The organism is Jeotgalibacillus sp. R-1-5s-1 (genome assembly GCF_004405105.1).
GTDB lineage: Bacteria > Bacillota > Bacilli > Bacillales > Jeotgalibacillaceae > Jeotgalibacillus.
Map to the genome: position 1 here is coordinate 1 of NZ_SORW01000018.1, position 14457 is coordinate 14457.

Genomic DNA, 14457 nt, shown 5'->3' on the forward strand with positions numbered 1-14457 from the left:
ATGATCCTCAAAAAAAAACCAAAAAAGATCTGTTTTTTCTCTTGACTATAATATAGCTGACTTTCCGCGGCCGCGCGGTGAGCCAGCTGGTGCTTCGCACTACGCTGTCTCACCTGTTGCTTCACTGCCGCAGGAGTCTTCGGGTGTGTCCGGTCCTTTTAAAAATAAGTGTTTATGACTTGATGAAAAGTAATGTATAAAGTCAGAAAGATCTTTTCTATGTTTAAAAATTTCAGGTAAGTGGAGCAGAAGGCGGCGACTCCTGCGGCATAGAAGGGCAGGTGAAACTCTGAAGGCACGAAGCGTCAAAGAGGTTCACCGCCCGGCCGCGGAAAGCATCCGCCTGTCGCGGAGCTTACCGGTTAAAAGAAAGCCGAAGGGATCTTGCGAATTATTTTAATCATTCTTCTCCTCAGCCTTCAACTCATCATGGTCAATATATTGAACATTGTTCTTGAAAATCAGTCTTGTTCTGAAGCGGTAGCGGCATTTTTCGTCATGCTGGGCCAGGTGTTCAGGAATCACGTAAGTAAAGGGAATCTCCTTCCACTCCTTATCATCAATCTCCTGAGACATATAAATCGTCGCAGCAATTTCAACTGGCTTTTCTTCGTTAGAGTCAGGATCAAATTTCATCAGATCACATTCGAGTCTTGAGACCTTTGCTTTTTGTCGTGGGCCTTTCAGCTTGAATGTACCCGTTATCTTTTCTCCAGGAGTCAGTGTATTTTGATTTAACACTAAATCCACTTTTCCTTTTCCCGGTGAGAGCGCACTGATCATTCTTGCGAGCACTTTCATCACATCCTTTGGTATTTCATACGATTACATTTTATAAAGGTTTCATTGCTAATATTAATTTATCGTTCCACCGGGTGTTGAAGCAAGTTCCGGTGAGCTTTTGAGTTTACGGAAACGTACATAAAATACGCTGGTCATGACGAATGAAAGGACACCAAATACAACAACCATCAAAGGAAGGCCGATTAAATCCAGCAATAATCCTGTTAACAGAAGGACGACCTGAAAGACGATCCGGTCAAGCATATTTCTAAACGAGAAGAACCTACCGTGAAATTCTTTTGGAATGCGCGTTTGAAAAATGGTTGCCGCTGTAGGAAAGAAGCAGCCTACCGCAAAACCGAAAATGGCGAATGATAAAATGGATAGTGCAGGAATGTCTGCAAAGAATAATAGGAATTGTGAAAAGCCGATGACAAATGAAAAGCCGAATAAAATCGAGTAAGGTGAAAACGATTCGCCAATTCGTTTAATCACAAAGGCACCGATCATAAAAGCAATCCCTTCAGCCGTATAAATCCAGCCTTTTATGGCAGGGTCATTTTGGATTTCACTGATATTAATGACCATCAGGTTAAATCCGCCGATAAACAACAGTGGGACGAGCGTGAGAATTAACGTCATCAATACAATAGGCAAGCCTTTTATGATTGGGAAAACTTCGCTGAAACCGGCGGGACGCTGTTTTGCTTCTTTTGGCAAAGCTTTTGGAAGCTCTTCATTTATTTGAAGCAACCACGTAACACCGAACAGACCGAGATAGGCTAATAGAGAAAACAGATAAACCATTGATAACGGAAGCTGAACGACTAAAATTCCTGCAACAGCGGTTCCAAGAACCCTTGATAAAGTAGACACATTCATATGAATACCATTCAGCTGAAGCAGTTCTTTTTCTTTTACAACAAGTGGCAAGGCAGCCTGAAGAGCAGGGAAATAAAAGGCTGCTGACATTTGAATAAAGACGAGAAAGACAATCATCCACAGCACAGAATCCTGTTGAATGGCGATCAACATAAAGATCACGCTGATCGCTCTCACAAAACCGGAGGCAAGCATCACCGTTTTTTTACGCAGCTGATCTGTAATTCTTCCGGCCAGAGGGCCGATCAGCACACCTGCGAGGAGACCTGCTCCTAAAATCAGTGACTTCATAAAATCAGACGGAACTTTCTCCTGCATAAATTCCAGGTTGCCAATAATTCCGAGCCACAAACCGACTCCGGCAATAAACTCTCCGGTCAGCAGAATCCAGACATTTCGATTGCGAAACATGTTAAAACCTTCTTCCTTTTTTCCATATCAAAAAGTATGAGTGAAAGTATTTCGTTTGTCTACATAATTATAGGAGTTTACATTTTTATTAAAATAGGAGAATATTAGCATAGAGTGAGATCGACAGGAGGGGTGTTCAATGAATGCATATGCACAACTGGGATCATACATAATGCAAAAAAGTGAAGAGCTGGCAAGAGAATTGAATGAGAGCCTGGATAAAGAATTTGTCGAATCAAATTTACCTCCGGATGAACTGGCAGAGCTGAATGATTGGCGTGCAAAGTTTATCGGGTACATTGCGGAAGCGGTAAGGCAAAATGATTCTTCTGTAGTTTGGACGGATATCAAGAAGTGGGCGCGCACGTCCGGTGAGGAAGCCGTCTACAGAGGTATAGAGCTTGACGATGCACTTACAACGCTGACTTCCTGGAGAACGGTGACGTGGAATACGATTTTAGAAAAAGTGGATGAGGTTGGTTTGACGGCGAAGGAAGCGATTCAAATCAGCTTTATTATTGATCCGATTATTGATAAAGCCGGTCAGGAATTCAGTCTGGCCTATATTGAAAACTTCCGCCATTATTTAAATAAGGCGAAGAACAGCGTAATGGAGTATTCTGTCCCGGTTGTCGGATTAAATGATGATGTTGCGATTTTGCCACTCATTGGTGAACTGGATGATGAACGTGCCAAAGTCTTAAAAGAAGTGGCGTTACACAAATGTCTGGAGCTTCGGAACTCGACGCTGATTTTTGACTTATCCGGTGTGCCAATGGTTGACACAATGGTGGCAAATGAGCTGTCTCAGGTGATCGATTCCCTGAAGTTGATCGGGGTTAAGACGATCCTGACAGGACTTCGTCCGGAAATTGCCCAGGCAGTTGTTGAGATTGGTATAAAATTCGAGGGTATGACGATTCGTAAAAACTTAAAGACCGCAATTGAAGGCTTAAAAATATAAAAACAGGCAGAGACATATGTTACAGTTGTCTCTGCCTGTTTTTATGAAAGAAAAAATGACATTTAAAACTTAAATCTATTCACCTGCGTTTCAAGTTCTTTGGAGATTTCGGTAAGTTCATTGGCGTGTGAATTAATCTCTTCCATTGAGCTTAGTGATTCTTCACTTGAAGCGGCGGTTTCTTCCACTCCGGCAGCCGCTTCCTGGGCAACTGAAGCAATTTCCTGGATAGAATTATTCATTTGTGTGCTTTCTTTATCAATTTCATTTAAGCTCACTGTTATACCGCGGACCAGGTCTGTCATGTTAGAAATGGCAAGGTTAATTTCATGGAATGTGTCAACGGTTTCCTTCATTTTTTTCGAACCGTGCTCCACTTCTTTGTAACCGCTTTCAAGATCAGACACAACCTGGTTTGATTCTGTCTGAATGTTGCTGACGATACCCGTAATTTCACTTACAGATTCAGATACCTGTTCTGCAAGTTTTCGTACTTCATCTGCGACAACGGCAAAGCCTTTTCCATGCTCTCCTGCCCGTGCTGCTTCAATCGCGGCGTTTAAAGCAAGCAGATTCGTCTGATCAGCAACCGATTGAATGACTTCGACCAGTGAGTAAATGTTTTTCGTCTGCTCATTTAACCCTTTAACACTTTTTACACTATTGCTGACTAAAGAATCAATCTGATTCATCTGGTACAGTGAATCTTCCATCAGCCTGCTGCCGGCAGCGGTTTTGTCTGACATATTTGTGGCGCTTTGCTCAACAATTCGGCTATTTTGAGTGACGGATTCGATTCTATTTTTGAAAAACATCATGGACTCAGAAAGCTGGCCGGCATTATTCGCCTGTAACTCTGATCCGCCAGCCAATTCCTGCATTGTAACTGCGATTTGTTCGCCGCCTTCTCTTACTTCTGACGATGTCTGTTTAAATAAAGTACTCCGCTTTGACACTTCATCTGCAGCAATCGCAAGGCTTTTCATCAATGATTTGAGCTGTTCCTGCATATCATTGGCGATTCTGGTTAAATCACCGATTTCATCTTTTCTTTTCGTTGAAAAAGGAGTTGCGGTCAAATCTCCATCCGCAATCTGTTTCATCCGGTTTGACACGGCTACAGTAGAGCGTCCGATAGAGCGACCCATATAAATACCAATTGCTGCAGAACCAGCTATCGCGAGCACTGAGAGAAGAATAATAATCAGACGGGTTGAAGTGAAAAACTGCTCACTGTCTGTCTGAAGTTCTCCAGCTACCTGTTCATTAACGCTTGAAATGGTGATAACACCTTCCTGGAGGGTATGAAAATATGCGTCACCTGATAGTAATACAACCTCAGCCTGATCCCAGTCACCTGCTTCGATTAATCCACCTGTTTCGTTAATTATTGGCTTATATTCCTCCCAGGCAGATTCAAAGCTTTCAAGGGCAGTTTCTTCTTCAGGAACAAGATATGTAGCACGATAGTCTACTAAAATACCATCAATATTTGAGATGGCGTTTTGAATTTCCTCTGAGTAAACAGTAGCCTCAGTTAAAACATCATGCATCATTTCTGATTGAATTAACCCGACATTGTTACTGATATCCCCAAGATATGATAAAGGAATGACGCGGTCAACGTACATCGAATCGGCATTCTTGTCCATTTGCATCATACTGTAGATAGCCAGAATACCGAGAATAAGGATCAGAGTGGCGATTGCAAAATAAGAAGTTAACAGCTTCCCAATCAGTTTCATCAGCGCACCTCAATTCTGATTTTTTTGAAAATTATAACTTTTTCTAGTATATTATAACTATTTCCATCCTGTAATTACAACCAATATAGTAAAAAGTATTTATTTTTCTAAAGATTTGTCTTGTAGGATTTAAATTATTGACTTAATACCCTATAGGGTATATTATTAACTCAGATTCACTGATCAAATGCAGGGAGGTGCCTGTTGTGGATTATCCAAAAGAAACGCTTCACCGGATGAAAAGAGTGGAGGGACAACTCAGAGGCGTTCTTTCCATGATGGAAAACGGCAAGGACTGTAAAGAGGTTGTGACACAGCTTTCGGCAGTCCGGACGGCTATTGACCGCACGATTGGTCTGGTCGTCAGTGAAAATTTAGTGACATGTGTAAAAGAAGCAAATGAGACAGACGGACGTGAACCGGATGAACTCATCAAAGAAGCGGTGAACCTGCTTGTGAAGAGCAGGTAATTTTTTTGAATAATCATATACCCTATAGGGTAATTATTTTAGGAGGATTTGTCATGTCAGAAAAAAAGAGAACAACGATTGTATTATTCAGTGGGGATTATGATAAAGCGATGGCTGCTTATATTATTGCCAATGGTGCAGCTGCTTACGATCATGAGGTCACCATTTTTCATACGTTCTGGGGGCTGAATGCACTCCGTAAGGATGGAAATGTGGACGTGCAGAAAAGCCCTATGGAAAAAATGTTTGGCAAAATGATGCCAAAGGGCGCAGATAAAATGGGGCTGTCCAAAATGAATTTTGGCGGTCTTGGGCAGAAAATGATTAAAAGTGTCATGAAAAAGCACAATGCCATGGAGCTTCCTAACTTGATCGAGATGGCTCAGGAGCAGGAGGTAAAGCTTGTTGCCTGTACGATGACAATGGATTTACTCGGACTTCAGAAGGAAGAATTGCTTGAGGAAATTGATTATGCAGGTGTAGCAGCGTATTTAGCGGATGCTGAAGACGGGAACGTAAACCTATTTATTTAATCGTCTGAAGGAGGCAGCATCATGACTATTGAGTTGTTTATCGTATTATTTCTGATCGGCTTTATCGGCTCTTATATATCCGGAATGCTTGGTATTGGCGGCTCTATCATTAAATACCCTATGCTTCTCTATATTCCGCCGCTGTTTGGACTTGCTGCATTCAGTGCGCATGAGGTGGCAGGAATTTCGGCGGTACAGGTATTCTTTGCGACCATTGGCGGTGTGTGGGCATATCGGAAGGGCGGATATCTGAACAAAACCTTAATTATTTATATGGGGGCTGCCGTACTAATCGGCAGTCTGATCGGGGGACTTGGTTCGAAGGCTTTAGCCGAGGACACCATCAATATGGTCTACGGAATTCTTGCGTTAATTGCTGCCGTCATGATGTTTGTACCGAAAAAGGGCCGTGAAGATATTCCGTACGATCAGATAACATTTAACAAGTGGCTGGCGGCAGGTCTGGCGTTTATCGTAGGTGTAAGTGCCGGCATTGTCGGAGCAGCAGGCGCTTTTTTACTCGTGCCGATCATGCTGGTTGTGCTTAAAATACCAACCAGGGTAACCATTGCGTCCTCTCTTGCCATCACATTTATTGCCTCGATTGGAACAACTATTGGCAAAGTGACAACAGGACAGGTCGATTATTTACCGGCAGCCGTTATGGTTGTAGCAAGTCTGATCGCTGCACCACTTGGAGCGAAATTAGGGAAAAAAATGAATACAAAAGTTCTTCAAGTCCTGCTTGCAGTTATTATTCTGGCAACAGCCATTAAGATTTGGATGGACATTTTGTAGGGGACGGAGCGGGTGATCCTTTTCACCAGCTCTGTCCCTTTTTTTATTTTTCTGTAACATTCAAATGAGTGTTTGAATAATATGTTGGAAAGGAGTATATTATAATCAAACAAAGATTTGAATGTTAGGGGTGTTTTTAATGAAAAGTGAGGTTTGCTGTGAGGCAACGAATATTCATCCTGATAAGGTTAAGCGCTCAAAAATTCATCTGCAGGAGACGAATGCAGGAAATGTTGCAAATCTATTTAAAGCATTAGCTGATGATACAAGAATGAAGATTGCTCTTATTTTATCCAGAGAAGATGAGTTATGTGTGTGTGATGTAGCTGAAGTGATTGGATCATCGAATGCAACTGCATCACATCATTTAAGACATCTGAAATCCCTCGGTCTTGCTAAAAGCAGAAAAGTGGGGAAACAGGTGTATTATTCGCTTGATGATCATCATGTGAAAAGTCTGATCGATCTTGCTGTAGAGCATGAAAAGGAGGTTCAGGAGCGCAATGAATCAAGTGAATGAAACAACGTACCGCGTGAATGGATTCTCCTGTGCGGGTTGTGCAAAAACCTTTGAGAAGAATGTGAAGAGTCTTGAAGGGGTTGAGGACGCCCAGGTTAACTTCGGTGCTTCAAAAATTACGGTAAAAGGGATCACCACGATAGAACAGCTGGAGAAAGCGGGCGCTTTTGAAAAACTGCGGGTCACTGATGACCGGCAAGCGTATTCCCCACCTGAGAAAATCAACTTTTTTAGACGTCATTGGAATGTTTTACTGTCGTTCATACTCTTAACAGCCGGGTTTATAACTGAACGCACTGTCCAGGTGGAATGGGTCCCGGTTGTTCTGCTGGCGGGAGCCATAGTGATTGGGGGATATTCGCTTTTTATCACAGGATTTAAAAATTTATTCCGGCTGAATTTTGATATGAGAACATTGATGACGGTTGCCGTAATTGGTGCAGCAATCATTGGGGAATGGGGAGAAGGAGCCGTTGTTGTCATCCTTTTTGCCATTAGTGAAGCGCTTGAGCGGTATTCAATGGATAAAGCGAGAGCATCTATTCAATCTCTTATGGATATTTCCCCGAAGACGGCTCTGATCAGAAGGGGACATCATGAAATTGAAATGCCTGTAGATGATGTGCGGCCCGGGGATGTAATGATTATCAAACCAGGCGATAAAGTCGCAATGGACGGAGTGATTATCAAGGGACATTCCTCTATTAATCAGGCGGCCATTACGGGTGAATCCATCCCGGTAGAAAAAAGCATAAGGGATACAGTGTTTGCCGGAACCCTTAATCAGGAGGGGGTGCTGGAAGTTGAAGTCACCAAAAATGTACAGGACACGACACTTGCGAAAATTATTCATATGGTGGAGGAAGCACAAGCTGAACGTGCACCATCTCAGGCTTTTGTTGATCAGTTTGCCAAATATTATACTCCTGCGATTATCGCCATTGCCTTTTTAGTAGCGATTCTGCCGCCTTTAATTGGTGAAGCTGACTGGACGCAGTGGATTTATCAGGGGCTGGCTGTTCTTGTCGTTGGCTGTCCTTGTGCACTCGTAATTTCAACTCCTGTCGCGATCGTAACGGCGATAGGTAATGCAGCGAAACAGGGCGTCCTGATCAAGGGGGGTGTCTATCTTGAAGAAATGGGTAAGCTTGACACCATCGCTTTTGACAAGACAGGAACGCTGACAAAAGGGGAACCATCTGTTACAGATATTGTGGCAATTGATCCGCATTTTGATGAAGAGAAACTGATCCATTATGCTGCAGCGATCGAAAAGCATTCACGTCACCCACTTGCTTCAGCCATTCTGTCAAAAGCAGGGGAAGCACAAATTGAAGCAGATGACGTTCAGTCTCTTACTGGAAAAGGAATGATAGGAGTCGTTCAAGGAACACGCTATCTGATCGGAAAACCGGCTCTTTTTAGAGAAAAACGTGTGAGTATCCCTGAACGGGACGTGATGGAGGAGCTGCTGGCAGAAGGGAAAACGGTTCTTGTGTTTGGAACGGAGGAGCGGGTCATCGGTTTTATCGGAATTGCTGATGAAGTCCGTGACATGTCTTCTCCTGTGGTAAAACGTCTGCATGATTTAGGGATTAAATCCACGATCATGCTGACCGGGGACAATCAGGAAGCAGCAGCTGCAATGGCAAAAGCTACAGGCGTATCTGAAGTACGTGCGGAGCTTCTTCCGGAGGATAAACTGTCAGAAATTAAAAAGCTTCGGGCGAACGGCCATCAGGTTGCGATGGTTGGTGACGGTGTCAATGATGCACCGGCTCTTGCAGCCTCAACAGTCGGAATTGCAATGGGTGGTGCCGGAACGGATACAGCAATGGAAACGGCTGATATTGCCCTGATGGGAGACGATCTTGAGAAGCTGCCGTTTACTGTGAAATTAAGCCGTAAAGCCCTCTGGATCATTAAGCAGAATATCGCTTTTTCAATCGGCATTAAAGTGATCGCGCTGTTACTTGTCGTACCGGGCTGGCTGACTTTATGGATCGCTATTTTTGCAGATCTTGGGGCAACGCTTCTCGTCACATTGAACGGTATGCGTTTATTGCGTGTAAAAGAAAAAGCTTGACAGTTTCGTTTTTAATCCCATAAGATGGTGCTAACAAATAACGGAAGGGTGACCCGGGAGAATGAAGTACTAATCCTATTTTTAGAAAACAATGATGATAACTCTGTGATTGGCAAACGCAACCCGTCTGTCTTCACGCACATCATCCGTTTTCAGAATAGGATTAGGCTTAACCGGGACATGTCTTATTTGGAGAGGACTCTCTATTTAAGGCATTCGTGTACCCATGCCTCCTATTCGGTAAGCGGATAGGGGGCTTTTTTTGTCCCCTGAAATTTGAAAATAGGGGATGATCGTATGACGATTTTACTGGAATTAAAAGAAATCAAAGTGGCTGTGAGAGCTAGAACACTGTTTGAAATAGAGGAATTGACCATTCGAAAAGGTGACAGAATCGGGCTTGTCGGAAAAAACGGATCAGGAAAGTCCACTTTGCTTCACCTGATTGATGGAAAGATACGTGCTGAAGAAGGCGAGCTGTTCAAAAAAGGACATATTACTCTGCTCCCACAGCTGAAAAATACGGATACGGTTAAAAGCGGAGGAGAGGTTACGCAGGAATATATTAATCAGGCGTTTGCTGAAAAGCCGGATCTTTTGCTGGCAGATGAGCCGACTACAAACCTTGATGTTGAGCACGTTCAGTCACTTGAACAACACCTTGAGCGGTTTCCAGGTTCCATCCTGATGGTTTCGCATGACCGGGCATTTCTTGACAAGCTTTGTACGAAAATCTGGGAAATCGATGATGGGAAAATTCAGGAGTATAAAGGGAACTATTCTACTTTTGCTGATACAAAGGCACTCAGAAGACGTCAGCAGGAGGAAGCCCATGTTCAGTATGAGCGCAAAAAGAAGCAGCTTGAAGCCGCAATTGAAGAGAAGGAAAAACGTGCGAAGCGTGCTACGAAGAAACCGAAGGATGGTACTGAAATCGAATCAAAGAATGCCAAGCCATACTTTGCTAAAAAGCAGAAGAAGTTGAGGCAAACGGCTAAAGCGCTTGAGACGAGGCTTAACCAGATGGAGAAGGTAGAGAGGCCAAGAGAATTACCGCCGGTTAAAATGAATCTTCCCAATGAGTCGGATATGAAAGGAAGGGCGATTATAAGATTTGATAAGCAGATCATCACAGCTGGAGATAAAAAGCTGTTTACCATCAAACCTTTTCACATTAATGGCGGTCAAAAGGTGGGACTGATTGGAGAAAATGGATCAGGAAAAACAACACTTATCCGGGCGGTGTTGGATGGAAAAGATGAGATTCATGTATCGCCGTCCGTTAAATTCGGTTATTTCAGTCAGAATCTTGATCGGCTGAAAACAAACAAAACGATTTTTGAAAATGTCAGTGAGGAGTCAATCCAAAAAGAAAATTTGATCAGAACCGTTCTCGCCCGGCTGCATTTTTATGGTGATGATGTCTATAAACCTGTCTCTGTTCTTTCAGGTGGGGAGCGGGTGAAGGTGGCATTTGCCAAAGTGTTTTTGGGTGATTTGAACGTTTTGGTCATGGATGAGCCGACCAATTATCTTGATATTGAAGCTGTTGAAGCGCTTGAAAGTCTGCTGATGGATTATCGTGGCACCGTTTTATTCGTTTCGCATGATAGACAATTAACAAGCAGGCTCGCAACAAGGATTCTTGAAATTAAAGAGGGCGAGCTTCATGTATTTGAAGGTACGCTTGCTGAATATCAGGCGTATCAACCGTCTGAAAGCCGTGATGAAAACAAAGATCAATTACTTATGGTTGAGACTAAGATCTCAGAAGTGCTGAGCAGAATCAGTCTTATGCCTGACCCTGTGCTTGAGGAAGAATTTCAGGCTCTTGTACAGAAGAAAAGGGAGCTATTACAAAAGACAGACTCATAATGCGTAAAGCAAACAAGGGGAATGAAAATGGAGAAATTAACATTAAGAAAAGCGGATCAACATGACCTGGTATCCTTAACAACATTATCAGATCAGGTCTTTTCTATGGAAGCAGATCGATGGATGCTGGAGGGTGGGACGGATGCGAATGTACAGCCGCCAGGGTATGCAGATCAGGAAATGATGATGTATATGTTAGAGCATCTCGAGGTTGTTTGCCTTGAACTCGACGGTGAGATGGTAGGTGGAGCCGTGCTGACGTTTCCTGCCAGAGGGTATGTCCGGATTGACCGTATTTTCATTGCCGTTTCTCATCAGGGAAAAGGCTGGGGGAAACAGGCGATGAAGCTGTTGGAGGAGCGGTATCCGGATTGTTTCAGGTGGCAGCTTGAAACATCAGTCAGACAGGTGCCGAACCGATATTTTTATCAGGCATGCGGATATGAGCTTGTGTTTGAAACGGAAGATGAGCTTTATTTTGAAAAGAAACAAGAGATGAACAAACCTTCAGGGCAGATTGTTGACCGTGATTTATCGGAAAGAGAACTTATTTCCATTAAAGCTGAGAATGTAAATGTGACAGATGCTAATCTTCAGCGGTTTTCTGTGTCAAATGCAAATCTGCGAAAGTCCAGGTTTCAAAACGTGAATATGTCAGACAGTCTGCTTGCAGATTCGACGATTCACAACGCGTCCTTTTGGTATGCAGGACTTAAGAACAGTACCTTTAGGGCATGTGATTTCACAAACGTTAAACTGACGGGGTGTGAGATAGAAGGAATGGAGATTGACGGTGTCTCTGTGGAAAAAATGATATCGGTGTTTAAAAAGGAGAATCAGCATGCTTTATCTAAAGAAAATTGACGAACATAACTGGCTGAAGGCTGTACGATTAAAGGTGCGTGATGATCAGCAGACCTTCGTGGCATCAAATGCGATATCCCTGGCTCAGCTGAACTTTTTACCAGACTTTCACGCAATGGGTGTTTATCACGATGATGAAATGGTTGGTTTTACACTATTCGGGCTTGATCGTGATGACGGTGAGTTTTGGATCTACCGGATGATGGTTGATGAAAAGCATCAGGGTAAAGGCTATGGGAAAAAAGCGATTCGGCTGGTGATTGATGAGATTCGAAAAATGAAGGAAGATCGCCATTCAACGATTACGCTATCCTATGAGCCTGAAAATACGTTTGCTGCAAGTCTGTATACAGGCATGGGATTTGTGGAGCAGGAAGGTGTAATGATTGAAGGAGAGCAGGTTGCCCGTTATACATTCTAAGCTCTGACATGTGTGCATACACTGTTATGATGAAAGGCGGTGTCTGCAGATGTGTGGAATTACTGGATGGGTGAGCTGGAATCGTCCTCTCATAAATGAGTGGGAAACCATTGAAAAAATGGTCGGCACACTGGATAAAAGAGGTCCGGATGCTTATGGCATCAAAGCCGTGAGTCATGCGCTTTTTGGTCATACCCGGCTGACGGTCATTGATCCGGCGGGTGGAGCACAGCCTATGTCAGCCAAGACAGACAAAGGTCAATTTACCTTAATTTATAATGGTGAGCTCTATAATACAGAGGAATTGCGGACAGAATTAAAAAGAAAAGGTCATACGTTCGGGACGAGATCAGATACAGAGGTAGTCCTGCGGGCTTTTATTGAATGGGGCCCGGAATGCCCAAGGCACTTTAACGGCATATTTGCTTTTGCCATCTGGGATCACAGACAGGAGGAATTTTTCGCCTGCAGGGACAGACTTGGTGTGAAACCCTTTTTCTATACGGAAAAAGATGGAGAGCTTATATTTGGCTCAGAACTGAAGGCGATCCTCGCTCATCCTGAACAAAAGGCTCAATTAGACAGGGAAGGATTGCGGGAGCTGATCGGTCTCGGTCCATCGAGGAAGCCTGGAAGCGGAGTGCTGAAGGGGATCAGCGAGCTCAGACCTGCTCATGCGATGATGTATACACGCAGAGGCCTGAAGGTATGGCGGTATTGGAATGTTAAGTCGGAGCAGCACGGTGAGAGCGTTGAAGAAACGGCTGCTCATCTAAAAGGTTTATTTGAAGATGCAGTGAAGCGGCAGCTGGTGTCCGACAAACCGATCTGTACTTTTCTTTCAGGAGGAGTCGACTCAAGCGCCATCAGTGCGGTGGCGGCAAAAGAACAGGCTGATGCATTAAATACATGTTCCATTACCTATGAAGAAAACAGCCTTCATTATAAACCGGACGCATTTAAACCGAGTGAGGATGCACCGGCGATCCAGACCATGTCAGATTTTTTGAAATCGGCTCATGAAACCTTTACGATCAGCCAGCAGGAGCTTGCGGGCAGATTGAAGGATGCAGTTAAAGCAAGAGACCTTCCCGGTATGGCAGACATCGACTCTTCTCTACTTTGGTTTTGTGAAGGAATCAAAAAGAAGTACACGGTTGCACTTTCAGGTGAATGTGCGGATGAAGTCTTCGGGGGATATCCCTGGTTTCAAAATGAAGAGCTGCTTAAAAAGCCTGGATTCCCATGGATTCGCTCAGTAAAAGAGAGGGAAGCGTTTATATTACCTGCCTGGAAAACGAAGCTCGATCTTTCAGGTTACTTAAGGGAAGAGGCAAAAAGAATACGTGCTGAAACGCCTGGGCTGGATGGAGAAGGAGAAACAGAATCACTTCGCAGGGAAATGGCTTACTTAAATATGATCAGTTTTATGACGACACTGCTGGATCGAAAAGATCGTATGAGTATGGCGGCAGGTCTTGAAGTGCGCGTTCCATTTGCTGATCACCGGATTGTAGAGTACGCGTGGAATATTCCATGGGATATGAAGCAGCATGGCGGCAGAGAGAAGGGTATCTTACGAAAAGCGCTTGAGGGGCTGTTGCCGGATGAGATCTTATACAGGAAGAAAAGTCCTTATCCGAAAACGTATCACCCTGCTTATACAGAAGCTGTAAAAGGGATGCTGAAGGAGGCTTCTGCGAGGAGCTCTTCTGTGCTGCCGGAGCTGTTTTCGAAGACGAAGCTCAATGAACTGATCCGGACGAATGGTGCGTCGTTCAGCGTTCCGTGGTTTGGTCAGCTGATGGCGGGTCCGCAGCTGATGGCGTATCTGGTGCAGCTGGATTACTGGTTTGAGGAGTATGGGGTGGAGATTGTGGAGTGAGATGAAGTAATGGAAAACCGGGCATGGGGCATCCTTCGCTTTCCACGGCCGCGCGGTGAGCCAGTTGTGCTACGCACATCTGTCTCACCTGTCGCTCCTCTGCCGTAGGAGTCTACGGATGCCCCATACCCTATGTGTACGAGTTTCCAAAACCTTATTTTTATAGGAATGAAAATACAGGTGTGACGCGGAATGGTGTTTGTTTGGCAGGGAGATTGTT

Annotated in this window: 13 protein-coding genes; 10 read left to right on the forward strand and 3 right to left on the reverse strand. The window is 44.0% G+C overall.

Going from position 1 to position 14457, the window contains the following annotated elements; all coding sequences use genetic code 11:
• Positions 1 to 396: 396 nt before the first annotated feature.
• A complete protein-coding gene (locus E2491_RS08035) occupies positions 397 to 801 on the reverse strand; it encodes a sporulation protein (protein ID WP_134374769.1) in 405 nt (134 codons plus the stop codon).
• A gap of 54 nt (positions 802 to 855) precedes the next feature.
• Positions 856 to 2076, reverse strand: a complete 1221-nt coding sequence (locus E2491_RS08040) for an MFS transporter (protein WP_134374771.1) — start codon at positions 2074 to 2076, stop codon at positions 856 to 858.
• Between the two features lie 139 nt (positions 2077 to 2215).
• On the opposite strand from E2491_RS08040, the gene E2491_RS08045 reads away from it, so the two are divergent.
• Positions 2216 to 3040, forward strand: a complete 825-nt coding sequence (locus E2491_RS08045) for an STAS domain-containing protein (protein ID WP_134374773.1) — start codon at positions 2216 to 2218, stop codon at positions 3038 to 3040.
• Positions 3041 to 3102: 62 nt separating this feature from the next.
• Here E2491_RS08045 and E2491_RS08050 read toward each other — a convergent pair whose 3' ends face one another.
• Positions 3103 to 4785, reverse strand: coding sequence for a methyl-accepting chemotaxis protein (locus E2491_RS08050; protein WP_134374775.1), 1683 nt, complete (start codon positions 4783 to 4785; stop codon positions 3103 to 3105).
• Positions 4786 to 4991: 206 nt separating this feature from the next.
• On the opposite strand from E2491_RS08050, the gene E2491_RS08055 reads away from it, so the two are divergent.
• The 9 genes from E2491_RS08055 (at position 4992) to asnB (ending at position 14237) form a co-directional block, all read left to right on the forward strand.
• The gene (locus tag E2491_RS08055; RefSeq protein ID WP_134374777.1) at positions 4992 to 5255 is read left to right on the forward strand and encodes a metal-sensitive transcriptional regulator; all 264 of its coding nucleotides are present in this window, start codon (positions 4992 to 4994) and stop codon (positions 5253 to 5255) included.
• Between the two features lie 53 nt (positions 5256 to 5308).
• Positions 5309 to 5788 carry a DsrE/DsrF/DrsH-like family protein gene (locus E2491_RS08060; protein WP_134374779.1) on the forward strand — a complete coding sequence of 160 codons (480 nt, stop codon included), beginning with the start codon at positions 5309 to 5311 and terminating at the stop codon, positions 5786 to 5788.
• Between the two features lie 21 nt (positions 5789 to 5809).
• Entirely contained in the window at positions 5810 to 6586 is a 777-nt protein-coding gene (locus E2491_RS08065) for a sulfite exporter TauE/SafE family protein (protein ID WP_134374781.1), read from the forward strand.
• 139 nt (positions 6587 to 6725) lie between these two features.
• Positions 6726 to 7106: an ArsR/SmtB family transcription factor gene (locus E2491_RS08070; RefSeq protein WP_134374783.1), complete on the forward strand. Its 381-nt coding sequence runs from the start codon at positions 6726 to 6728 to the stop codon at positions 7104 to 7106.
• Positions 7090 to 9192: a heavy metal translocating P-type ATPase gene (locus E2491_RS08075; RefSeq protein ID WP_244093917.1), complete on the forward strand. Its 2103-nt coding sequence runs from the start codon at positions 7090 to 7092 to the stop codon at positions 9190 to 9192. Before E2491_RS08070 ends, E2491_RS08075 begins: the two co-directional genes overlap by 17 nt.
• Positions 9193 to 9489: 297 nt before the next feature.
• The gene (gene abc-f, locus E2491_RS08080; RefSeq protein ID WP_134374787.1) at positions 9490 to 11067 is read left to right on the forward strand and encodes a ribosomal protection-like ABC-F family protein; all 1578 of its coding nucleotides are present in this window, start codon (positions 9490 to 9492) and stop codon (positions 11065 to 11067) included.
• A 27-nt stretch (positions 11068 to 11094) separates the two neighbouring features.
• Entirely contained in the window at positions 11095 to 11931 is an 837-nt protein-coding gene (locus E2491_RS08085) for a GNAT family N-acetyltransferase (protein WP_166805830.1), read from the forward strand.
• The gene (locus E2491_RS08090; protein WP_208528056.1) at positions 11903 to 12352 is read left to right on the forward strand and encodes a GNAT family N-acetyltransferase; all 450 of its coding nucleotides are present in this window, start codon (positions 11903 to 11905) and stop codon (positions 12350 to 12352) included. The genes E2491_RS08085 and E2491_RS08090 overlap by 29 nt, the downstream gene beginning before the upstream one ends.
• A 49-nt stretch (positions 12353 to 12401) precedes the next feature.
• The gene (gene asnB, locus E2491_RS08095) at positions 12402 to 14237 is read left to right on the forward strand and encodes an asparagine synthase (glutamine-hydrolyzing) (protein ID WP_134374793.1); all 1836 of its coding nucleotides are present in this window, start codon (positions 12402 to 12404) and stop codon (positions 14235 to 14237) included.
• Positions 14238 to 14457: the final 220 nt, after the last annotated feature.